The organism is Arthrobacter sp. 10N418 (genome assembly GCF_056394725.1).
On the sequence record NZ_JBFTIK010000021.1, the window covers coordinates 1 to 20,179 of the forward strand.

Annotated in this window: 24 protein-coding genes, 3 tRNA genes and 1 pseudogene; 14 read left to right on the forward strand and 14 right to left on the reverse strand. The window is 66.9% G+C overall.

The genetic code is table 11. The features are described 5' to 3' along the window. From AC1DCZ_RS15510 to AC1DCZ_RS15525, 4 genes and pseudogenes are all read right to left on the reverse strand, one after another. On the reverse strand, positions 1-635 hold a 635-nt coding region (locus AC1DCZ_RS15510; protein ID WP_476975443.1), incomplete at its 3' end, for an EAL domain-containing protein. Next, a pseudogene (locus AC1DCZ_RS15515) lies at positions 535-1,404 on the reverse strand (IS3 family transposase); the annotation flags it as partial. The pseudogene AC1DCZ_RS15515 and the gene AC1DCZ_RS15510, both read right to left, overlap by 101 nt. Before the next feature lie 20 nt (positions 1,405-1,424). Further along, entirely contained in the window at positions 1,425-1,715 is a 291-nt protein-coding gene (locus AC1DCZ_RS15520) for a transposase (RefSeq protein ID WP_476975383.1), read from the reverse strand. A gap of 811 nt (positions 1,716-2,526) precedes the next feature. Further along, a complete protein-coding gene (locus tag AC1DCZ_RS15525; protein WP_476975444.1) occupies positions 2,527-3,087 on the reverse strand; it encodes a TetR/AcrR family transcriptional regulator in 561 nt (186 codons plus the stop codon). A 234-nt stretch (positions 3,088-3,321) separates the two neighbouring features. On the opposite strand from AC1DCZ_RS15525, the gene AC1DCZ_RS15530 reads away from it, so the two are divergent. The 3 genes from AC1DCZ_RS15530 to AC1DCZ_RS15540 are packed head-to-tail and all read left to right on the forward strand — an operon-like array spanning position 3,322 to position 4,100. After that, entirely contained in the window at positions 3,322-3,645 is a 324-nt protein-coding gene (locus AC1DCZ_RS15530) for a hypothetical protein (RefSeq protein ID WP_476975384.1), read from the forward strand. Continuing rightward, on the forward strand, positions 3,642-3,878 hold the full coding sequence (locus AC1DCZ_RS15535; protein ID WP_476975385.1) for a hypothetical protein: 237 nt from the start codon (positions 3,642-3,644) through the stop codon (positions 3,876-3,878). The genes AC1DCZ_RS15530 and AC1DCZ_RS15535 overlap by 4 nt, the downstream gene beginning before the upstream one ends. Continuing rightward, positions 3,879-4,100, forward strand: coding sequence for a hypothetical protein (locus AC1DCZ_RS15540; RefSeq protein ID WP_476975386.1), 222 nt, complete (start codon positions 3,879-3,881; stop codon positions 4,098-4,100). A 639-nt stretch (positions 4,101-4,739) separates the two neighbouring features. Here AC1DCZ_RS15540 and AC1DCZ_RS15545 read toward each other — a convergent pair. Then, positions 4,740-5,126, reverse strand: a complete 387-nt coding sequence (locus AC1DCZ_RS15545; RefSeq protein ID WP_476975387.1) for a low affinity iron permease family protein — start codon at positions 5,124-5,126, stop codon at positions 4,740-4,742. Positions 5,127-5,209: 83 nt separating this feature from the next. Beyond that, positions 5,210-5,638: a hypothetical protein gene (locus tag AC1DCZ_RS15550; RefSeq protein WP_476975388.1), complete on the reverse strand. Its 429-nt coding sequence runs from the start codon at positions 5,636-5,638 to the stop codon at positions 5,210-5,212. A 194-nt stretch (positions 5,639-5,832) separates the two neighbouring features. Between AC1DCZ_RS15550 and AC1DCZ_RS15555 the strand changes: the two genes are divergently transcribed. The 4 genes from AC1DCZ_RS15555 to AC1DCZ_RS15570 all read left to right on the forward strand — a co-directional run bounded on the left by AC1DCZ_RS15555 (position 5,833) and on the right by AC1DCZ_RS15570 (position 7,794). After that, a complete protein-coding gene (locus AC1DCZ_RS15555; RefSeq protein WP_476975389.1) occupies positions 5,833-6,057 on the forward strand; it encodes a hypothetical protein in 225 nt (74 codons plus the stop codon). 294 nt (positions 6,058-6,351) lie between these two features. Then, positions 6,352-6,516, forward strand: a complete 165-nt coding sequence (locus AC1DCZ_RS15560; protein WP_476975390.1) for a hypothetical protein — start codon at positions 6,352-6,354, stop codon at positions 6,514-6,516. A 116-nt stretch (positions 6,517-6,632) separates the two neighbouring features. Beyond that, entirely contained in the window at positions 6,633-7,079 is a 447-nt protein-coding gene (locus AC1DCZ_RS15565; RefSeq protein ID WP_476975391.1) for an Hsp20/alpha crystallin family protein, read from the forward strand. 475 nt (positions 7,080-7,554) lie between these two features. Beyond that, complete coding sequence (locus tag AC1DCZ_RS15570) at positions 7,555-7,794, forward strand: hypothetical protein (RefSeq protein WP_476975392.1); 240 nt, start codon at positions 7,555-7,557, stop codon at positions 7,792-7,794. A 187-nt stretch (positions 7,795-7,981) separates the two neighbouring features. Here the strand turns inward: AC1DCZ_RS15570 and AC1DCZ_RS15575 are convergent, their stop codons facing one another. Continuing rightward, positions 7,982-8,452, reverse strand: a complete 471-nt coding sequence (locus tag AC1DCZ_RS15575) for a MarR family winged helix-turn-helix transcriptional regulator (RefSeq protein ID WP_476975393.1) — start codon at positions 8,450-8,452, stop codon at positions 7,982-7,984. Between the two features lie 84 nt (positions 8,453-8,536). On the opposite strand from AC1DCZ_RS15575, the gene AC1DCZ_RS15580 reads away from it, so the two are divergent. Beyond that, a complete protein-coding gene (locus tag AC1DCZ_RS15580) occupies positions 8,537-9,247 on the forward strand; it encodes a hypothetical protein (RefSeq protein WP_476975394.1) in 711 nt (236 codons plus the stop codon). Positions 9,248-9,649: 402 nt separating this feature from the next. On the opposite strand, the gene AC1DCZ_RS15585 is transcribed toward AC1DCZ_RS15580, so the two are convergent. From AC1DCZ_RS15585 to AC1DCZ_RS15595, 3 genes are all read right to left on the reverse strand, one after another. Further along, positions 9,650-9,725, reverse strand: a tRNA-Phe gene (locus AC1DCZ_RS15585). A 48-nt stretch (positions 9,726-9,773) separates the two neighbouring features. Then, a tRNA-Asp gene (locus AC1DCZ_RS15590) sits at positions 9,774-9,847 on the reverse strand. A gap of 96 nt (positions 9,848-9,943) precedes the next feature. Further along, positions 9,944-10,016 (reverse strand) — tRNA-Glu (locus AC1DCZ_RS15595). Between the two features lie 187 nt (positions 10,017-10,203). Between AC1DCZ_RS15595 and AC1DCZ_RS15600 the strand changes: the two genes are divergently transcribed. Next, a complete protein-coding gene (locus tag AC1DCZ_RS15600) occupies positions 10,204-11,223 on the forward strand; it encodes a PHP domain-containing protein (protein ID WP_476975395.1) in 1,020 nt (339 codons plus the stop codon). 21 nt (positions 11,224-11,244) lie between these two features. Here AC1DCZ_RS15600 and AC1DCZ_RS15605 read toward each other — a convergent pair whose 3' ends face one another. Further along, positions 11,245-11,847 (reverse strand): LysE/ArgO family amino acid transporter, encoded by a 603-nt coding sequence (locus AC1DCZ_RS15605; protein WP_476975396.1) that lies wholly within the window; start codon positions 11,845-11,847, stop codon positions 11,245-11,247. Positions 11,848-11,916: 69 nt separating this feature from the next. Here AC1DCZ_RS15605 and AC1DCZ_RS15610 point away from each other — a divergent pair, with 69 nt between their 5' ends. The 5 genes from AC1DCZ_RS15610 to AC1DCZ_RS15630 all read left to right on the forward strand — a co-directional run bounded on the left by AC1DCZ_RS15610 (position 11,917) and on the right by AC1DCZ_RS15630 (position 16,974). Then, entirely contained in the window at positions 11,917-12,801 is an 885-nt protein-coding gene (locus AC1DCZ_RS15610) for an ArgP/LysG family DNA-binding transcriptional regulator (RefSeq protein ID WP_476975397.1), read from the forward strand. 96 nt (positions 12,802-12,897) lie between these two features. Then, a complete protein-coding gene (locus tag AC1DCZ_RS15615; RefSeq protein WP_476975398.1) occupies positions 12,898-13,884 on the forward strand; it encodes a DMT family transporter in 987 nt (328 codons plus the stop codon). A 23-nt stretch (positions 13,885-13,907) separates the two neighbouring features. Then, on the forward strand, positions 13,908-14,333 hold the full coding sequence (locus AC1DCZ_RS15620; protein WP_476975399.1) for a metallopeptidase family protein: 426 nt from the start codon (positions 13,908-13,910) through the stop codon (positions 14,331-14,333). Positions 14,334-14,343: 10 nt separating this feature from the next. Next, positions 14,344-15,264 (forward strand): cation diffusion facilitator family transporter, encoded by a 921-nt coding sequence (locus AC1DCZ_RS15625; protein WP_476975400.1) that lies wholly within the window; start codon positions 14,344-14,346, stop codon positions 15,262-15,264. Between the two features lie 285 nt (positions 15,265-15,549). After that, positions 15,550-16,974: a C40 family peptidase gene (locus tag AC1DCZ_RS15630; protein WP_476975401.1), complete on the forward strand. Its 1,425-nt coding sequence runs from the start codon at positions 15,550-15,552 to the stop codon at positions 16,972-16,974. Between the two features lie 70 nt (positions 16,975-17,044). Here the strand turns inward: AC1DCZ_RS15630 and AC1DCZ_RS15635 are convergent, their stop codons facing one another. Genes AC1DCZ_RS15635 through AC1DCZ_RS15645 form a run of 3 tightly spaced genes read right to left on the reverse strand, consistent with a single transcriptional unit; the run spans position 17,045 to position 20,106 of the window. Continuing rightward, complete coding sequence (locus tag AC1DCZ_RS15635) at positions 17,045-17,878, reverse strand: ABC transporter permease (RefSeq protein WP_476975445.1); 834 nt, start codon at positions 17,876-17,878, stop codon at positions 17,045-17,047. A 37-nt stretch (positions 17,879-17,915) separates the two neighbouring features. Then, positions 17,916-18,905: an ABC transporter ATP-binding protein gene (locus tag AC1DCZ_RS15640; protein WP_476975402.1), complete on the reverse strand. Its 990-nt coding sequence runs from the start codon at positions 18,903-18,905 to the stop codon at positions 17,916-17,918. 34 nt (positions 18,906-18,939) lie between these two features. Next, a complete protein-coding gene (locus AC1DCZ_RS15645) occupies positions 18,940-20,106 on the reverse strand; it encodes a LolA family protein (RefSeq protein ID WP_476975403.1) in 1,167 nt (388 codons plus the stop codon). Positions 20,107-20,179 lie beyond the last annotated feature (73 nt).

A 20,179-nucleotide genomic window follows, 5' to 3' on the forward strand; every position in this document is an offset into this window, starting at 1 on the left:
TCGACCAGGGCCGCACCGAGGGCGCGCTGGCCCTGGTCGTCGTCGATCCCTGCAATGAGGCTGCGGTCCAGTTTGATGATGTCGGGCCGGATGTGGAGCACGTGCCGCATGGAAGCGAACCCCGAGCCTGCATCGTCGACGGCGATGCGCAGACCCTCGGCCCGTAGTGGCGCCAGCACCGAAAGGAGGGGACCGTACTCGGATACTTCCAGCCGCTCCGTCAGTTCGAGGACCAGCCTCGTCAGCGACAGGCCGGACCGCTGCAAGAGACCGGGCAACCGTGGATCCAGGCAGGTCTCCGGTGAAATGTTCAAGGCCACATAGATGTCCGGCGGAAGCGCCTGGGCGGCCGCCAGGGCGGTTTCCAGAGCGGCAAATTCGAGTTCACCCAAGAGGCCCACGACGGCGGCCTCGGCGAACCAGAACTCCGCTCCGGCGCCGTCCTCGTCGAGGAATCGAGCCAGCGCCTCGACGCCAAGCAGCTTTCCGTGAGGTGTGTCAAGGATGTGAGACAGCCGGTTGGTTTCTTTTGGGTTAGGCGGCCGCGGGTAGCGGCTGGTTTTTGGTCTTGAAGTTGGCCATTGCTGTTGCCGGCGGCAGCCCGTTGTTGTTGGTGTGGGGCCGCCAGCGGTTATAAAACACTTCGATGTAGCGCATGGTCGCCCGGCGGGCGTCCTGGCGGGTGGCGAAGCTGTGGTGGTGGTAGAACTCGTTCTTCAGGGATGAGAACACCGACTCGGCGACGGCATTGTCCCAGCACACCCCGGTGGCCCCCATGGACTGGCGCACAGCGTTTCCGGTGCACCAGGCGCCCATTTCCCGGGAGGTGTATTGGGTGCCGCGGTCGGAATGGAAAATGGCATCCGGGGCCAGGTGTCCGCGGTCCCTGGCCATCGCCAGCGCGCCCGTGACGAGGGAGGCGCGCATGTGATCGGCCATCGCCCAGCCCACGACCATGCGGGTGCACAGGTCGATGACGGTGGCCAGATACAGCCAGCCCTCGCCGGTGCGCAGGTAAGTGATGTCACCGACGAGCTTCGTGCCGGGGGTATCTGAGGTGAAGTCCCGGCCGATGAGGTCGGCAAAGACCTTGTCCGGGTCCGAGGGGATGGTCGTGCGTTTGAAGGCGCGCATCCGCTTGGCTGCCCAGCCGTTCTCGGCCATGATGGCAGCGACCGTTCCCACGGAAATCTCCACTCCCGTGGCGGCGAGTTTGGTGTGGACCATGCGATGGCCGAAGATCCCGTCGGAGGAATCGAACATCGCCTTGACCAGTCCGGTCAGTTCCCGGTGCCGGGCAGCGGTCGGTGATTCTTCGTGGTCCAGCCACCGGTAATGCGAGGCCCGCGGAATGCCCAGCCGGGTGCACATCCAGGTGACAGGGAATTCGGCGTTCTTCTCCTGAACAAGCCGGTAGAGATCCTCTACCGTTGTTCTTTGGCGAAGAACGCCGAAACTTTTTTTAGGAAGTCATTCTCCCTTTCCAGCTCCCGCAGCCGCGCCTCCAACGCCTCGTATTTCGCGGGATCCACCGGATCATCAGGCTTGCCGCCGGCCCCGCCCTCTCCTGCCCGATGCAGCTGCACCCACCGCTTCAGCGCGGTCACGGAGATCCCCAGCTCGGGGGGCAACAGAGGCAGGCGAACGACCGGAGGAAATGATGAGTTCACGGCATCGGCCTTGAACTCATCGGAATAAGTGGGACGGGAAGACATGGGCACAATCCTTTCAAACTGTGTCTCACATCAGTAGTACACCTCAATATGACTACCGACAGCACCATTCAGGGACAGACCAACACCTCAAGGAGAATTGACGCGTAAAGCAGTCATCCCGGCCAGCCGGGCCGGGAACCCGCTTCCTTCCGGCCACCACAGCCATGCCCCAGGAAATGCTCCCGCCCGTAGACAAACCCGTCATCCAGCACGTGGTGGAAGGCCCCAGCGGTCGTATCCCCGATGCGGCCGCCGGCTCCTTTTGTCTATGCAGACTCGGGCAGATCCGCATCGTCCTGGTCGCGCATCATGTCAGAGTCCGTGGCATTGGAAGCAGCCCAAACACTTTGGGGATCGGCGCCAGCATCCATTGCCTCAGTCATTGCATCGCGCAGGTCCATCCTCGCCTGATCCGCTGCAAAGTCCGCGGACTCACTGTCTGCGGAAGCAACCCAAACACGCGCCAAGCTCTCGTCCACATCAGCCTCCAAAAGTATTGAATCACAGCCCTCCTCTGCGGGCAGATCGATTATAGCCATTAGAGTCCCGCGAACTGCACCTGCGAATAGTCCGGCCTTCCCTGAAACCCCCGCGGGGCTCTCAGGGCAGTGCCAGAGGGCACGGCGATGACCGGTCCGTGAAGAAAGTTGATCTCCTGGCAGTGACTAGAGAGCAGGGGGCCGGGCGACCAGAGTCCGGACGTCGGCAGCGCCAGGTTAGGTACCGGATTCGCCATGTCGCGCAGCCGTTGCCGTGCGACCTTAGGGCTGTTGCGGCAGCCGGCGGGACCGGAATGCTACCGCAAAGCTATTCACCGTTGTGGTTGGTGGTGTTCGATGAGCCAGCCGGCCATTTGGCGGGCACGGGCCGCGGCCTGCGTGTCGCCTTCGGCCGCGGAGATGATGGAGCCCTTCATCAGGATATGCCAGGACCGGGCGAACTCTTCGGGCCGGTCCAGCCCGGCCTCTTCGGCCAGAGTTTGGACGTGGTTACGGATCCTCGTCAGGTAGTCGATGCTGGCCTGCCCGAGCCGATGGCCGGGACCCATTTCCAGCAGGACGTTGATGAATGAGCAGGCCTCGAAGTCATCGCGGGCGAACCAGTCAGCGAACACCTCAAAAATTGCCAGCAGCTGCCCGGCCGGCGTGGTCCCGCGGCGCCGGGCGCCGGCGACAATCTGCTCCACAGTCCAGAGCTGGTCCCGGCGGGCCAGGAAGGCCAGGACCACGTCGTCCTTGGACCGGAAATGCCGGTAGAACGTAGCCTTGGCGACCCCCGCGCGGTCGATAAGTTCAGTAATGCCCACATCCCGGATGCCCCGGCGGGAGAAGAGATCATAGGCCGCGGCCATGATCCTTTCCCCCGCGTCCATGGCCACGGCTGGTGGTTCGCCGGCAGCCGCGACGCCTGCGCGCGGGCCGGTGGACACGTCAACGCCGGGCAGGGCGGCGGCGGGGCGAATGGGTTCGGTGGTGGATTTCATGATGTCAGAATTCTACCTCCGATTGGGGACAGACCGGTCGGTACCGGAGTATTGTGGCTTTCATTGGTGTTCCGTCTTTCCCGTCCTTGCCGGCGCGGAGGCCGGCGAACGAAGGAGTAGCCAATGTCAATCCAGCCAGCGGCCCTGCATGCGTGGTCCGGCACCGGTGAACCCGCAGCCCTGGCAACCAGGATGCCCACCGGCGACGGCGTCGCCCGGATACGGGAACAGGCTGCTGACATCATCGAGGAAGTGCTCTCGGGGACCGATCCGGGCCAAGCCGCCGCCCGGCAGGCGCTCCGGGAACAATGTGCCGCCCACCCAGGGCACCCGGAAACAGCATTGGCTGAACACGTGCTCACCATCCGGGGCATTACGCTCGGCCCTGCCCGTTGCCGGACGCCGCTGCTCCCCGTAAGCACCCGCGGTGCCGGAGGAGTGCGGTGAACGATAACGACATTCCCGCAGTGGAAGAAGCCGCAGCCCGGCTGGAGTCCCCGGGCAGGGAAGGAAAGAACCTCGCCAGCCTGCCTTCGGCCTGCGGCGCCGCTTTTACCCACGGGCAACCCGTCCGGGACATCGCCCACGCAGCACACCTGACAGCCCTGGAGGTCCTGGACGCCGTCGACGCAATCACCTACCCGGGCAGTCCCTGCCCGCCCCAGGAGCCGGGGCACTGAATGCTCCCCCTCGACCCACCCCCGGAACATTCCCTCGCCGGGGCAGCCCCGGATCCATGGCAGGACCGCTCCGAGAGCGCGGTCACCGACCGGCCCGGAGCCTGGCGCAAGCCTCGCGTCGGGGACCGGACCTGGGTCAGTCACCGCCCCTCAACCGGCGGGCCGCCCCGAAGCTTCTGGCTCACCTACCGCGCCGGTAAAGACACCCCCGCGCAGGAATAACGCCAAGCAGCCGCCTGCCGGGACGCCGAACCGGTGACCAGCACACGGATGGCCCGGCCTCTGCCCTCCCGGGGATCTCACCGACGGCCGGCCAACCCCGGATGGCCCCATCGGCAAGGTATCGACGGAACCGTCCGGGCGTCCCGTTTGCGGGGACTGGGCTGGCTCCGTCTCGCCACCCCGTTGACCCGGGCCGGGCCCGGGATGCGGGACGGGCAGGGCCGTTGATTTGACGTGAATTTTCGGCGCACCTACGGTGGGAAGTTCCGTCGCAACCCCCAATGGTGACGGGACGCCTCTTCGACCCCCGCGGCCGGCCTCCCCCGGCAAGCCAGGGGGCGTTTTCGCGTCCAGGTACTATGGGTCCGACAGTGAGGCTTTCGAGTTCCCGGGACCGGGTCGCGGGCACCCGGACGAAAGCAGCCCGAGTCATTACGATGCCTGCCCCGCCAATTCTTGCTCCCAATCCGACGGGTCGGCGTTCTGCCGTGGCCCGTCGCGGTCGGAATTCTGCTGCCATGGGACCGGCAGCAACCAACCGTCGAAAAAGCATGGCTGGGCGCCCGAAACCGCAAGCCCCTGGGCGGCTGCGGTTCCCGGAGAGGGGACATGGTCCTGTCAGTGCCGGCACCAACCCCTCTAGCCGCTTTCCCGCTGGCCTTCCTGCTCGATGCGTTTGCGCTGGTCCTCGAGTTCCTTCTCTCCCTCGTGCTCCGCATCGTAGAGTTTGGCGTTGCTGACCTTGAGTTCGAGCATGATGGCGTCGAGCTTCACGTGCATCGCCGCCGTGTCACGGTTTTGCGTGTTCTGGATGATGAAGACCATCAGGAACGTCACGATGGTCGTACTCGTGTTGATGACCAACTGCCAGGTATCAGAGAAACCCAGCAGCGGACCCGTCAGGGCCCACAGAATCAGTACGGCGACCGCAGCGGCAAACACCCAGGCATGCCCCAACACCTTCGCCGTCCTGGCGGTGAACCGCGTGAAAAAATTCGGTTTGTCGCCCTTCCCCGCAGTTTCCATTTCCCGTCCTCCGTCCGCGCCGCTCCAGCATCCTGTTTTCCCTCAGGTACCGCCCGCCCGGTGCCGGATCTGCACTGGCGGTTTCAGTCCGGTATTTCCATTTGGAACCCGCACGGACAGCGCAGGACCTTGGTGCGCAGGTACACCTCCAGCGGTCGCTCTCTTTGATCTTCGGTCGTTAGCGGGGCATAAATGCTGTGGTGCTCGGAACTGGCGGCCATCATCAGTTCCCCGCAGTGAAGATAGGCTCCGCCGAACTGCAGCACGACCGGTTCCGGGCCTGGCCGATTCAGGACCCCGGCAACATCGGCGACCGTGGCCGGGTGGGCGTAGAAATATGCGCACTCCCTGCAGGTGTAGGCGGCATCGACCAGACCCGTTCGGGGCGGCTCCAGTGCCTGGACGGATTCGATGACCAGATGCTCGTCGGTGTCACACTTGGTGCACCAGAGCCGGTGACCGTGCGGGTCCCTGGCGCGGGCCCGCCTGCCACGATGCGAGATGGTCGACATAGGGACTCCTTCGTCTTCAGAGGCCGCCCGGAACCTCCCGGCCGTGACTTCGCAGGTGTGCCTCCTCTGGGATGAGGATAAGGCCGGGTCCCGACGCTGACAAGGACACCGGCCCGCGCCCCGTTAGGACCGTGCCAGGAGTCTGGCGGCCGGCCGCCCTTTTGCCCCGGAACCGGCTGTGGGACGATGCCTTCATGAGCGAAAACACCGGCCTTGGGTCGGCCCGGGACGCCTCCGTCGGACCGCCGCGGTCCCGTCGATCCGATATCCATGTCAACCCCGAGAACCCGACAACCCAGCAGATGCGCATCATCGGAAAGCGGCGCCAAGCCGCCGAAGAAAAACTGGCACAGCATCTGCAACAGGTCCGACATCCCGAACGGCACACAGCAGAAAATTCTTCGGCGGATCAGCACTAGACAGCAGGCCGCGGGAGGCGACCACGGGCGGTTTATGGTTGCCTATCTGTCGGCGCCCTGTGTCGGCTGGCGGCGTTCGCGGCGGTTTTCCTAGACGGCTTAGGGGACTTCCCGGGGGTGTTCGGGGTGGGGAGACTCCACCCGAAGGGCCACATTGGCCGGGCCGGTCGCGCCGTCTTGCGGGCCGCCCGAAGACAGTGTCCCTGGACGCTGGCGTCGTCCGGTTTTGGGGTTGTAGCATCAGGACATCGGAGGCAATCCGGGTCCGCACAACAGGGCAGGGTGGGCAGTGTCGTGAACGCACTTATCTGGATCGTAGTTGCAATTGCCGTCGTCTTTTTGATCATCGGGGGCACCGTCAAGGCAGTGGGCTTCCTGTTATGGGTCGCCCCGATTCTGTTGGTTGTGGCCATCGTCGTGTTCCTGATGAACCGCTCCCGCGGCCGGCGCGGGATCTGAGCCCGGCCCCCACCGCAAGGGCACCCGTGCCAGGTACCTTCGGTCCCACGGGCTCACAGCCGTGGGACCGCGGGCGGAACACCAGGTCATGTCTGTCATCATTCCGGGAGGAAACCATGGAAAGCTTTCTCCGCCACGGCGGCTTAGAAATCCCGGATCCCGTCCGCCGGTTCCTGAAGGGCGAGGCCGAGTCCGGCCTGCGGATCGAACAATACAGCGATGGGAACACTCTGGTCATCAGAACCGATGTTCCAGGCATCGACCCGGAAAAGGACGTTGACCTTACCGTCTCCGACGATGTCCTGACCATTGAGGCCAGACGTGAGGAACCCGCGCACGAATCCGAACCCTCCTACCGCAGCGAGATCCGCTACGGCACGACCGTCCGCAGGGTCCCGCTCCCCCGCAGCGCGGACCACGACAGTATCGAGGCGACCTACCTCGACGGGGTTCTGGAAATCCGCGTGCAACTGCCCAACCAAGCCGGAACGGCATCGACGAAAGTCCGGGTCTCCCGCGGCGGACACCAATCACCGGAGGCCCCAGAGAATTACGTAACCTGACCGGTCACCGGCCGGTCCAGAGGCCGGCCGGGGGAAGGGAAAACTCCACCCGGGTTACCGGACCGCCCCGCAGGTCAGGGTCCACTGGCGGGAAGGTCATGCCCCGCGCCCGCTGCGCTGCTGGCCACCTCACCCCTGTTGGCTATGTCACCCTGTTCTTCTTCCCGGTGTTCCCCACCTCCAGAACCTACCGGATCACCTGCACCGACTGCGGTCAGATCTCGGTCGTCAGGCCGCGGCAGAAAAAGCCCCCACATGGCGAACCACCGGATACGCGTCGGGCAGATATATTTGAAGGGAGTCACGGTGCGGTCCGACGCCTGACACGCTCGTCCAGAACGGCACCTTGCGGAAGAGCCCAGCGAAATGCGCCACCAGATTCCGCCACCCGCCGCGCCTAAAGTCACCCTCTGAAGGAAACGCAGAAATGGGACGCAGACGTCTTGTGCCGCGAACAGCGACCCCAGGGGCGCCTGTGCCCGCTCTGCCCGCGGCCGCCATGGACCGGACCGCGCCCAGGGAAACCCCGGAGGACCTGCCGGCCGCCTGGACTGAACTGATCGCAGCAGCCAAGGGCTCGAAGGTGGTCAGCTTCCACGCCTGCACCCGCACGGGCCGTCCCTGGGCCGAAGACCCGGTCGCCGTCCGGGACATCGCGGCCACGCTCAGGGAATTTCCCGGACGGGAAGACCCGCAGACCACCGGGCCGCGGTAGGGGCCGGGAGCCGCGCCGCCGATACCAGACGGTGAAACGATCGTGCCCACCGGCGGCCAGGTGTAGGACTCCGGGAGGCCGGGTTGGTCATTGGGCAGATCCGGCATACACAGGTGCCAGGAGCAGCGGCCCGGTCTCGACGTCGCCCCTGCTGCACGCTGTCCGAAGCTGCTCGGCCGGGGCTTTTTCACTCCGGGCGCGTGTCCCGGTGAAGGTCCGTGTCGAGGGCGTGGGCACCCGCCAGTAGGCCAAGCAGGCTCCCGAGCTGGGCGGACTGTTCGCGGGTGAGAGGGGCCAGAAGCTCGGCCTCATGCTGTTCGGCGATCCCGCGCAGTGTCCGCAGGAGCTTCCAGCCCCCGGCCGTCAACCGGAGCTCGTAATTCCGCCTATCGGTGCTGCTGCGTACACGCTCGACCAGTCCCCGCGCCTCAAGCGAGTCAATGAGCGGAACGACCCTGCTCGGCACCGCACCCAGACGGTCCGCGAGAGACCGCTGGCTCAGTCCGGGCGTGCGACCCAGCAACCGGAGCACTCCCGCGTCCCTCGGATTCAGCCCCATTTCACGTGTGCGTTCGGCAAAGCGTGCCGATGCCAGTGCCCCCAGCTGGGAGAGCAGAAAGGCGGTTCGCTTCGACCGTGACGGATCCGGTGACTCCATGCCCCAAACGTTACGGCATTGACAGAATCGTTCACAAGATGAATCATTCAAGCTATGACGCATATATAGGAAAGGACAACGATCATGACCGAAGTGTCACACAACCACACCCGCCAATCGACCCGCTCCGGAGGCCCCCATCCGGGGATCCTGGCGACCATAAGCCTGGGGCTCACCATCGGCGGCCTGCTCGCCAGTTCGATCCTCACCGGCGGCCAGACCTTCGTCTCCCCGTTCTCCCCCGCCGGGCAGATCGCAGCATATTTTTACGGAAACGCAGATGCGGTCCGGCTCGCCAGCGTGCTCCAATTCGGTTCAGCTGTACCCCTGGGGATCTTCGCGGCCACCGTCTACGCCCGGCAACTCCGGCTCGGCGTCCGGGTCCCCGGGCCGGCGATCGGGTTCTTCGGCGGCATCACCGCCTCAGCCTTCCTTATGCTCTCGGCCCTCCTGGCGTGGGTCCTGAGCCGCCCGGAAATCACCACCGACCAAACACTGACCCACGCACTGTCGTTCCTCGCCTTCATCACCGGCGGCGTCGCCTACGTCGTCGGCATGGGATTGCTCGTCGCAGGAATCGCCGTTCCAGCCCTCATCCTGCGCCTCCTTCCGCGCTGGCTGGCCTGGACCGGCCTCGTCATCGCCGCCGCCTCCGAACTGGGCTTCTTCTCCATGGCCCTCGAGCCGCTCCAGTTCCTGCTGCCCATCGGACGATTCGGCGGACTCCTCTGGCTTATCGCGGCCGGATTCCTCCTGCCACGCAACCGGCCCGCAGCAAACCGTCAGAACCGGTGACCGGATGTCCAAAGAAGTAAACAGGTCCACACCGCCACCTGGACTCGCCGCACCAGCCGACAGCCACCGACAGAACTGGCACAGATTATGGCCGGGGCAGTCCCGTCTCCAGGTGTTATCCCCTTCGGCGTAGCTGGTCGCCCGGTAGGCGGCCCGCGCCCGGTTCCGCAGCGCGGCGGGGATGCTGACCGTCACCAACGCCACGGGGATGTAGTGGGCGGAGCCGTTCGCACGTCCGCGCTCCAACGCCCTGGGGCCAGCGAGCTTCTACCAAGGGAATACTAGAGGTCCGCATCGAAACACGGCTGATTTCGGCTGATCGAGGGAGACTCACCAGGCCTTCCCGGCAATGAAAAAACCCCGCCGTTCCCGTGTAAACACTGGGAACTGCGGGGTTCTAGCTGGTGGCTCCGACCGGCGTCGATCCGGTGACCTTTCGATTTTCAGTCGAACGCTCTACCAACTGAGCTACAGAGCCTAGGTGACATGTCACCATGACAGCCGGAATTTCTTCTGGCAATCAGAGCGACCCTGACGGGACTTGAACCCGCGACCTCCGCCGTGACAGGGCGGCGCGCTAACCAACTGCGCTACAGGGCCTTGCTATTTTCTTGCTTCTCTGCAGTATCGCTACCGCAATTTTTCAAGGCCTTTAGCCTACCAGACTTTTACATCCGGACTGACCAGTTCCTTGCGTACCCCCAACGGGATTCGAACCCGTGCCGCCGCCGTGAAAGGGCGGTGTCCTAGGCCGCTAGACGATGGGGGCCAGAACTCAATTCGGCTCATCAGGGGCAAAAATAAAGGGCCGAAGCCGTTCGTTTTTGTCCTTTCGAGTTGCTCCGAACTGGACCTATAAAACTATAGGGCCAACCTCCGTATTATCCAAAATCAGGCGGTGCTGCCCGGAGAATGGGGCTGGACAGGCCCCGTCCCGGCAGGCGGATGATGGACAGATGGACGCCGTCGCTGCCCTCAATGAGATCGCTTTCTGGCTCGAACGCGGGCGCGCGGCCACGTTCAAGGTGCAGGCTTTCCGGAAGGCAGCCGGGATCATCAGTGGCCTGGACCCGGCGGAGCTGGCCGCACGGAGCCGGGACGGCAGGCTGAAGCGGATGAAGGGAATCGGGGACAGAACCTCCGAGGTCATCGCCCAGGCCGTGGCCGGGGAAATCCCCGGGTACCTGGCCGACCTCCGGGAGCGCGGCGCCGAACCTCTCGCACAGGGCGGCCACGCGCTCCTGGCGGCCCTCCGCGGAGACCTCCACACCCACAGCGACTGGTCAGACGGCGGTTCACCGATCGGACTCATGGTTGACGCCGCCCAAATGCTGGGCCGGGAATATCTCGCCGTGACCGACCACTCCCCCCGGCTCAGAATCGCGAACGGCCTGACCCCCGAGCGTCTCAATGACCAGCTGGGCGCCGTGGCGCGGATCGGCGCCGGCCGCACGGGCATCCGTGTCCTGGCCGGAATCGAGGTCGACATCCTCGAAGACGGGACGCTGGACCAGTCGGCGGACATGCTGGACCGCCTGGACATCGTGGTTGCGAGCGTCCACTCCAAGCTCCGCTCGGACAAGCGGACCATGACGCGCCGGATGCTGGCCGCCCTGAGGAATCCGTACACAAACGTCCTCGGCCACTGCACGGGCCGCATTGTGGAAGGGAGTCGGGGAACGCGTCCCCGCTCCGAATTCGACGCCGGGCGGGTGTTCGCGGCCTGCGCAGAGAATGGGGTCGCGGTCGAAATCAATTCGCGGCTGGAGCGCCAGGACCCGCCGGACGATCTCATCCAGGCCGCCCTCGATGCCGGTTGCCTCTTCAGCATCGACAGCGACGCGCACGCCCCCGGCCAGCTGGACTTCCTCCAGTACGGGGCCGAACGCGCAGCTTTCAATGGCGTCCCAGCCGAGCGGATAGTCACCACGTGGCCGGTGGAACAGCTGCTGGAGTGGTCAAACCGCAAGCGATAGGCGCGCCAGGGACCCCAAGTCTCAGGCAATGAGGACGACGGCGAGGGTGACCATGACTGCCGCGATGCCGGCGTCGAGCACCCTCCACGCGCTGCGCCGCTGGAACAGCGGCGCCAGAAACCGGGCCCCGACGCCCAGCGCCGTGAACCAGAGAATGCTGCCCAGCGCCGCACCGGCGGCAAACCACCACTTCCCGTCCGGGCCGTGGGTGTTGGCGAGGGATCCGAGAAGCAGCACGGTGTCGAGATAGACGTGGGGATTCAGCCAGGTCAGCGCAAGGCACGTGCCCAGGGCCGCCGCCCAGCTTCCGCCGTTTAGGGCCTTGGGCTGGTCCGGCTGTCCGCCGCGGATGGCGCGCCGGGCCGCGAGCACCCCGTAGGCCAGCAGGAAGATGGCCCCGGCCCACCTCACGACGTCGAGGACCGCCGGCGCACGTTCAATGACGATGCCGAGGCCGGCAACGCCCAGCACGATCAGCACAAGGTCCGACACCGCACACACGCACACCACGAGGGCGACGTGGGTGCGCTGGATGCCTTGGCGGAGAACGAAGGCGTTCTGCGCCCCGATGGCGACGATGAGGGACAGGCCGCTGGCGAGGCCCGAAAATACGGAGAGGATCACGCAGTCCACGTTAGGCGCGCATCCGCCGTGAAACCAGTTAAAGCTATTGATGCAACATAAGCTGGGCTAATGATCGATATCCAGCCCGAGCAGGCCCGCACCCTGGCCGCGATCGTCGCTCACGGAAGCTTCGAGGGGGCCGCGAGCGAGCTGTCGGTCACGCCGTCGGCCGTAAGCCAGCGCGTCAGGGCCCTCGAGGTGGCAGTGGGCCGGCCGGTTCTGCGCCGGACCCGGCCCATCGAACTCACCAGCTCGGGACAGGCGGTGGTGCGTTTTGCCCGACAGCTCGACATGCTCTCCACCGAGCTGGCGGAGGAGCTGCAGCCCGGCGTCCCGCACGCGGGGACCCGCCTGACCCTGGTGATCAACAGCGATTCGCTGCACGCCTGGGCACTGCCTGGCCTGGCCGCGGTGTCCGGCAACGTCCAGCTTGAAATCCTTCGGGAGGACCAGGACTACTCCCTGGACCTGCTGCGCAGCGGCGTTGCTGCCGCTGCCATCACGGCCACGGCCAAGCCGGCGCCGGGCTGCACCTCCCGTAGGCTCGGCGTAATGCGCTACCTTCCGGTCTGCACGCCCGGCTTCGCCAGACGGTGGTTCGGCGGCGGAGTGACGAAGGAAACCCTGTCAGGGGCTCCAGTGATCGTCTACGACCGCAAGGACGATCTCCAGGACCGCTTTTTGCGGCGGTTCAGCCCCAAAGACCTCCAGCCGCCGAGGCACTACGTTCCGGCCGCCCACGAATTCGGCGAAGCCCTCCGGTTGGGAATGGGGTGGGGGCTGCTCCCGGAGAGCGAAATCGAGGCCGATCTGGACCAGGCAAGGCTCCAGATCATGGCACCGGATTCGTTCGTTGACGTCCCGCTCCACTGGCAGCAATGGCGCTATGGATCCGCGGCCCTGAACGACGTCGCCACGGCCATCATCCAGGCAGCGGCGCGGGCGCTCCGGTGAGGGCTGCCAAGGGCGGTTGCCCGCTTGGCCGGAACTCGACTAGAAGTGACCGATTTCCGCCAGCTGCCGGGGCCCTGCAGGCACTAGATTGGCAGCATGGCAACAACCGCCGAAACAGGCCCCACGCAGCCGGACAGCACCCACGAAGTGCCCCCGGCCATTCCCACCCGCCCCAACCGCTCCGCGCGCACCAGGCCCGGACAGCCTGGCCAGCCGGCACCGATCAGCAGGCTCGGCATCGCCGCCGTCGTCGTCACCGTCGTGCTCTGGGCTTCCGCTTTCGTCGGCATCCGGGCCGTGGGTCCCAGCTTCTCCCCGGGTCCGCTGACACTCGGCCGGCTGGCGGTTGGCGCAGTCGTCCTCGGCCTCGTGGTGCTGCCGAAGCTGCGCGCCCTGCCCAGGGGTCGCGAATGGTGGCCCATCCTGGCTTACGGGGTGATGTGGTTCGGCGGTTACAACGTCTCCCTGAACGCCGCCGAGCACCTCCTGGACGCGGGAACGAGCGCCCTGCTGATTAACGTCAATCCCATCCTCGTCGCGGTCATGGCCGGCCTCATCCTGAAGGAAGGCTTCCCGCGCTGGCTCATCATCGGCAGCCTGGTCGCGTTCGGCGGGGTCGCCGTGATTGCGCTCGGTTCCGGGCAGCGGTCGACGGCGGACGTAGCCGGTGTGCTGCTGTGCCTCCTGGCGGCTGCACTCGCGGCGGTCAGCGTCATCGTCCAGAAGCCGGTGCTGCGGAAGTTCCCGGCCGCCCAGGCCACCTGGTTCGGCATCATGGTGGGCGCCATCTGCTGCCTGCCGTTCAGCGGCCAGCTCCTCACCGAGCTGCAGGCGGCACCGCTGCCGGCCACGCTCGGACTCGTCTACCTTGGCGTCTTCCCCACCGCCATCGCCTTCACAACGTGGGCGTATGCGCTCTCGATGATCGACGCCGGACGTCTCGCGGCGACGACGTACCTTGTCCCCGGCACCACGATCCTCATCTCCTGGCTGGTGCTGGGCGAAATCCCCACCATCTGGGGCCTGGTCGGCGGCGTGATCTGCCTGGCAGGCGTAGGGCTGACCCGGCGCCGCTCCCGCTAGCTGTTCAGCGGTACAGTTCAGCTATGTCCGCTTCGCTGCCTCCGGGCCTGCCGATCGTTCCGGGCGGCCCGGCCGACGGGCCGTTCCCGATGTCCGAAGCCGACTTCGAGACCGCCGTAAGTGACGCCCTGGACCGGATCCCGCAGGACCTTGCCCGGACGATGAACAACGTGGCGGTCTTCATCGAGGACGACTACATCCCGCGGCCCGGAGAGGATCCGGACACGGTGCTGCTGGGCCTCTACGAGGGCGTGCCCCTGACCGAGCGGGACTCCTGGTGGGACGCCGGTTCACTGCCGGACCGCATCACCATCTACCGCCAGCCGATCCTGGACATCTGTGCCTCCCGGGAGGATGTGATCGAGGAAGTCACCGTGACGGTGGTGCACGAGATCGCCCACCACTTCGGCATCAGCGACAACCGCCTCCACGAGCTCGGCTGGGGCTAGCCTTGTAAGCATGGGACACGACCACAGCCACTCGCACGGAATGACCGCCACAGGCAAACACCGCAAGCGACTGATGGCCGTCCTGGGCATCACGCTCGCCGTCGTGGTCATACAGATTGTCGGGGCCATGGTGTCCGGCTCGCTGGCACTGCTCGCCGACGCCGGGCACATGCTCTCCGACGCCGCCGGCGTCTTCATCGCCCTGCTGGCCGCCTGGATTGCCGCCCGTCCCGCCAGCGACCTGCGCACCTACGGCTACCAGCGGGCCGAGGTCCTGGCGGCACTGGCCAACGCCCTGGTCCTGATCGTGATCTCGGTGGTCATCTTCACGGAAGCCGTCCGGCGGCTCGGCTCGGCCCCCGAAGTGGAGACCGGCGTCATGCTGTTCGCCGCCGTCCTCGGCGCCGTGGCCAACCTGGCGTCACTGCTGATCCTTCGCGGAGCCCAGAAAGAAAGCCTCAATGTGCGCGGCGCCTACCTCGAGGTGCTGGGCGACCTGCTCGGATCCTTCGCCGTCATCGCCGCGGCAATCGTCATCATGGTCACCGGCTACCGTGCGGCGGACACTATCGCCTCCATCCTCATCGCCCTCATGATCCTGCCCCGGGCCTGGCATCTGCTCCGCGACGTCGTGGATGTCCTGCTGGAGGCGACCCCGAAAGGCGTCGACGTCCAGATGATCCGCGAGCACATCCTCGCCGTGGAGGGCGTGGTCTCCGTGCACGATATCCACATCTGGACCATCACTTCCGGGGTGCCGGTCTTCTCCGCCCACGTCGTGGTGGAAGATGCGGCGCTGGGTGCCCGCGGCGCGGACCAGGTCCTGGACAAGCTCACAAGCTGCCTCGGCTCGCATTTTGACACCGAGCACTGCACCTTCCAGCTGGAACCGGCCACGCACTCCGAGCACGAGGCCCACCAGCACGCCTGATCACGCCCCCGCCCAAGACGACAGCCGGGCCGCCCGCCTTCTTGCGCGTCTTGCCCACCGGCCGGCCGGCCGGCCGGGAAAGAAGGCTCCCCCACCCCCGACACGCCCCGCTCTAATGTGACCAAATGACATTGTTGTTGTTTATGTTATTGGTGTGACTCGTGTTGCCAAAGTGGTCTTTGGCACGTAGCCTCGTCCCTGCTGGGTGATCCGCAGAGGGGCCTTTCCATGCGCCAGAATCCAACCTCGCTCATTCCAGCCTGATACTTCAGCGAGGTTGTGCCCATGAGTTGGACCGGATCCGGCCGAAAGAGCGCGGTGCTCTGCGCCGCCGTCGTACTTCTTGGATCGCTGGCGCTGCCGGCGCAGGCCGCATCCCCTCAGCTGTCCCGCACGGCCGTGCCGGCCTCGCCCGAGACGCCCTCTCCTGAGGAGATCGCCGCGGCGAAGTCCAGTGAAAGCGCGACGGCGGGCGAGGTCACCCGAATCGACAGTCTCCTGGCGGATGCCTCCACGGCCCAGGAATCCAGCCTCGCGGCGTCCCTGCAGGCCAACAACAACTACGGCGACGCCCTCGTCGAGCTTCAAACCCGGCGCGATGCGGCCGCAGTCGCCGCCGCGAAGGCTGCAGCGGCCGGGGCCGAACAGCAGAAAACCCGCAAGCAGATCGGCCAGCTCGCCGGCGATCTGTACCGCAACGGCGGCCTGAATCCGGCCCTGAGCAGCCTGGTCAGCGGCAGCGGGAATCCCCTGGAGCAGGCGGCAACACTCGAGGCCGTGACGGCCGGCCGCACGAGGGCGTTCCAGTCCGCGGAAACCGCCGCCTCCGCTGCGGAGTCGCTGACAGCAGCAGCCGCGGAGGCCAACCGCGCCGCGGACGAGGCGGCCCGGACGGCGGAATCCCGGAAGGCGGACGCGCAGCGGGCCAGCGATGCCCAGCGAAAAGCCGTGTCCGACGCCCAGGCGCAGCGGAGCGTCCTGGTGGACCAGCTGGCAAGCCTCAAGAACACCACCGTCACGCTGGAATCAGCCCGGGTGGATGCCCTGGACCGCCAGCGCCAGCAGGAGCGGCTCGCTGCCGTGACCGCGGCGGCGGCACAAGGGGCGTCAGGAACAACGCCGCAGCCGGCGCCGGCAAATCAGGCGGCCCAGCAACCGGCAGCGCCGGCAGAACAGCCGCGTCCCGCCGTCGTTCCGGCTGTTCCCGCCCCTGCCGCCCCTGCCGCCCCGGCCCAGGCGCCGCCGGCACCTGCTCCAGCGCCGGCCCCCGCCCCCGCTCCAGCGCCTGCACCGGCGCCGGTTCCCGTTCCCGCACCGGTTCCGTCGCCCGCGCCCGGCGGGTCGAACCAGACCGCGATATCAGTGGCCCTTGCAAAGATTGGCTCGCCCTACTTCTACCAGTACGGCGGGACCGGGGCCTATGGCTTTGACTGCTCCGGGCTGGTCCAGAACGCGTTCGCGGCAGCCGGCAAGTACCTGCCCCGCACGGCTTCCCAGCAGTTCGCCCAGGCACCTGTGCACGTGCCTCTCGCTCAGGCGCAGTCCGGAGACTTGCTGGTCTGGGGCTCGGCACCGGGGTTCTACCACGTGGCGATCTACCTTGGCGGCGGCCGGGTGGTCCAGGCGCTGAACCCGGACGCCGGCATCACCGTCACTGACCTTGCCGCCATGTCCGGGATGCAGCTCTACCCTTACGCCGCCCGTTACTGACGGGTCATGAATCAGTGCGCGGCCTCTCCTTGCCGGCGCGGAATACCCGGGGCGCCGCCCGGCCGGGCCCCTAGGAGAGGACGTCCTTCGTGACGAACCTGCCGTAGGCGAGCGCCCCGAAGACGGCGACGTAGCCGCCCTGCAGCAGCGCATTGCTGGCAAAGGAGTCCCACGAGACCGGCTGGCGCAGAAGATCCCCGAAGTCCAGCCAGTAGTGGCTGAACAGCCAGGGATGCAGCCAGTCCAGCTGAGGCAGCGCGTCCAGCACCTGTGACACAACGGAGAGCACCACGGTGGCCGCCATCGCCCCGACCGGCACATCCGTCAGCGTGGACATGAAGAGGCCGATTGCCGACAGCCCCAGCAGGGAGACGGCCAGATAGGCGGCAATCAGCAGCAGCCGCAGCATGGCGTCGCCCGCCCCGATCGAGTCGCCGGAGAGCAGCGTCACCGGACCCACCGGGAAGAGGGCAGCCCCGACGCCGGCACCGACCAGCGCCACCACGAGCGGGCCCACGACGACGAACACCGCCGCCCCTGCGTACTTCACGAGCAGAAGCCGGATCCGGCCTGCCGGGGCGACCAGCAGGTAGCGCAGGGTCCCCAGCCCGGCCTCGCCCGCGATGGTGTCCCCCGCTACGACCCCCACGGTGAGCGGCAGGAACAGCGGGACGGACACCACCATGGCTGTGACGCCGACAAACAATCCGTTCTGCATGATCCGGTCCAGGAATGCCGGCCCGCGGCCCGGAGGCACCGCGGATGACACCCGCACGGCGACGGCGATCAGGACAGGAATTGCCGCCAGCGCGAATAGCATGGCCCAGGTTCTGCGGCGGCGGAAGAGCACCCCGAATTCGGACGCAAGGAGGCCGCCGCTCCACCGTCGGCGCGGGACGGACACCGGGACGGAAGTCCGGCCCGAGTGCCGGAGGGCGGAGTCACTGGACAACGTCGAAGCCCTCCCCCGTCAGCGCCACAAAACGGTCTTCCAGGCTGACCTCCTCGGTCGAGAAGCCACGGACGCGGACGCCTGCGGCCACGAGCGCCGCCACCACAGCTTCCGGCGCCACACCGCCGTCGCCGGCCGCAGCCGGCAGGGGTGCAAAAAGCACTGCTCCCGCGCTGGCGGGACTGCCACCATCGGGGCTGGTGTTGGCGGTCATGCCCAGGGCCGCCAGAACCTGCGCCGCGGTACCGGGGTCAGGCGTGAGCACGCGGATCCGGGCCTGGCCCGCCTGTCGCAGTTCCGCCAGCGTCCCCTGGGCAACCAGCCGGCCCGCGCTCATGATGGCCGCGTGGCTGCAGATCTGTTCCACTTCGGCCAAGAGGTGGCTGGAGACAAACACCGTGGCTCCGTCGGCGGCGAGGGAACGCACCAGGCTCCGCACCTCGCGGGTGCCCTGCGGGTCCAGGCCGTTCGTGGGTTCGTCCAGGACCAGGAGCTCCCGGGGAGCGAGGAGGGCATTGGCAATACCCAGGCGCTGCTTCATGCCGAGCGAGTACGCCCGGACCTTCTTGTCCGCGGCGTGCGTCAGGCCCACACGCTCCAGGGCGGACCGGACCCGGGCCCGCCGCGTGGCGGCGAATCCGTGCGGATCCGCGGCATCCATGCGGTGCAGGTTTGCCGCGCCGGACAGGAACGGGTAGAACGCTGGCCCTTCGACGAGGGCACCTACGCGGGGCAGAACCGAATCGAGCTGCCGGGGCATCTCCTCGCCCAGGACGCGCACGGAGCCGTCCGTGGCGGCGGCCAGTCCGAGCATGAGCCGGATGGTGGTGGTCTTGCCCGAGCCATTGGGGCCCAGGAAGCCGAACACCGAGCCCCTCGGCACGGCCAGATCGACGCCGTCGACCGCCAGCTGGTGGCCGAACCGCTTGCTGAGGCCCGTGGTTTCGATGCTCAGTTCACCCGGCGAGGCGGGGGTCACTCGGCCGCCGCCCGGACCGCCAGCCGCAGAGTCATCATTGCGCGGCCGCGGCCTGGAGCCGCTCCAGGGGCACGGAACCGACGAAGATCCTGCCGTCGTCGAGGATCAGCACGTTCACCAGCGACGTGTGCAGGAGCCGTCCGCCGGAGACGGGAACGGTGGCCTGCTGGAGGAGCGACGCCGCCCCGGAGGCCGACCCGCCGGGAAGTGCCTTGTCCGGCGACTTCGGGTCAGGCTGGTCCTTGGACCCGAGCTTCGGGAACATGCCCGTTCCCGCGGGGAATCCGGTGACGGCTTCCCAGCCGGATCCTGTGACGCTGGGGTGGTGGGCGCCCTTGGGCTCGTCGGCCGGCGGTTTCGTCGCATCGGACTTGTGCTCCGGGACCGGTATTTCCTTGACTGTCGCACCCGGCGGCGGAGTGAAGTTGAAGATCGACGCGTCCGGAGCCTCGAGTGTCAGGCTGGTGAAGGCGACCCGGAAGGCCGGATCAGCCTGTCCGCGCGCCTTAATCTCGACGCCCAGCGGCAATCCGCTCTGCCCGTCGACGGAGATCGCGATGGAGGCAACCAGGGTGGCCGATGACTTCGGCGCCAGCACCAGGTTGTATGCGGGCCGCCCGGCCACCTGGACGTCGGCGCCGACGCTCACATCCGTGCCCGGGTCGAGCTTGGCCAGCACCTTGGCGGCCAGCTGCTCGGGGGTGGGCATGGCACCGGTGTCGGCCGCATGCCGGTCGGTGGCGTCGGCCGGCAGCTGGACGTGGCTGGCGGTGTTGTCCTTGGAGTTGTAGAACCACAGATCGTTGCCGCGCCGGACGGCATTCCGTTCAGCCAGGCGGTCCATGATCTGAACGCGGGCGTTGTGCTCGCCGTCGGTGTAGACCCGGGCCGTGTGCGGACCGGCCAGGAGCTCCAGCCACGCGGTATCCGAGGAGCCGCCGGACCCCGCGGTGGGAAGTTCGGGAAGGCCAATGTCGGAGGACTGCTCGAGCGTTCCGGACAGTGCGGTTTTGCGGTGCTGGGCAAGCAGCTGCAGCACCTGCTCCGGCGACTTGGCCGGCAGGGGATCCCCGGCGCTCGCGGGAAGGGAGCCCGCCAGGGCGCCAGCGGCGATGACGGCGGGAACGGCCACGGCGGGCAACCAACGCAACCATTTGCGGGTCACGAGGACCGCGCTCCAACTTTGCAGCTCATAGTTCAACAGTACGCCTGGAAAGGCCAGCTTCACCCACAACCTCGAGCGCCGCACTGATGGGCATCCGCTGCGGGGTTCC

Excerpts from the sequence above, each read along its gene's own strand:
- AC1DCZ_RS15520 (WP_476975383.1), bottom strand. The coding sequence starts at position 1,715 with ATGTCTTCCCGTCCCACTTATTCCGATGAGTTCAAGGCCGATGCCGTG.
- AC1DCZ_RS15525 (WP_476975444.1), bottom strand. The coding sequence starts at position 3,087 with ATGGACGCGGGGGAAAGGATCATGGCCGCGGCCTATGATCTCTTCTCC.
- AC1DCZ_RS15530 (WP_476975384.1), top strand. The coding sequence starts at position 3,322 with ATGTCAATCCAGCCAGCGGCCCTGCATGCGTGGTCCGGCACCGGTGAA.
- AC1DCZ_RS15540 (WP_476975386.1), top strand. The coding sequence starts at position 3,879 with ATGCTCCCCCTCGACCCACCCCCGGAACATTCCCTCGCCGGGGCAGCC.
- AC1DCZ_RS15545 (WP_476975387.1), bottom strand. The coding sequence starts at position 5,126 with ATGGAAACTGCGGGGAAGGGCGACAAACCGAATTTTTTCACGCGGTTC.
- AC1DCZ_RS15550 (WP_476975388.1), bottom strand. The coding sequence starts at position 5,638 with ATGTCGACCATCTCGCATCGTGGCAGGCGGGCCCGCGCCAGGGACCCG.
- AC1DCZ_RS15555 (WP_476975389.1), top strand. The coding sequence starts at position 5,833 with ATGAGCGAAAACACCGGCCTTGGGTCGGCCCGGGACGCCTCCGTCGGA.
- AC1DCZ_RS15565 (WP_476975391.1), top strand. The coding sequence starts at position 6,633 with ATGGAAAGCTTTCTCCGCCACGGCGGCTTAGAAATCCCGGATCCCGTC.
- AC1DCZ_RS15575 (WP_476975393.1), bottom strand. The coding sequence starts at position 8,452 with ATGGAGTCACCGGATCCGTCACGGTCGAAGCGAACCGCCTTTCTGCTC.
- AC1DCZ_RS15580 (WP_476975394.1), top strand. The coding sequence starts at position 8,537 with ATGACCGAAGTGTCACACAACCACACCCGCCAATCGACCCGCTCCGGA.
- AC1DCZ_RS15600 (WP_476975395.1), top strand. The coding sequence starts at position 10,204 with ATGGACGCCGTCGCTGCCCTCAATGAGATCGCTTTCTGGCTCGAACGC.
- AC1DCZ_RS15610 (WP_476975397.1), top strand. The coding sequence starts at position 11,917 with ATGATCGATATCCAGCCCGAGCAGGCCCGCACCCTGGCCGCGATCGTC.
- AC1DCZ_RS15615 (WP_476975398.1), top strand. The coding sequence starts at position 12,898 with ATGGCAACAACCGCCGAAACAGGCCCCACGCAGCCGGACAGCACCCAC.
- AC1DCZ_RS15620 (WP_476975399.1), top strand. The coding sequence starts at position 13,908 with ATGTCCGCTTCGCTGCCTCCGGGCCTGCCGATCGTTCCGGGCGGCCCG.
- AC1DCZ_RS15625 (WP_476975400.1), top strand. The coding sequence starts at position 14,344 with ATGGGACACGACCACAGCCACTCGCACGGAATGACCGCCACAGGCAAA.
- AC1DCZ_RS15630 (WP_476975401.1), top strand. The coding sequence starts at position 15,550 with ATGAGTTGGACCGGATCCGGCCGAAAGAGCGCGGTGCTCTGCGCCGCC.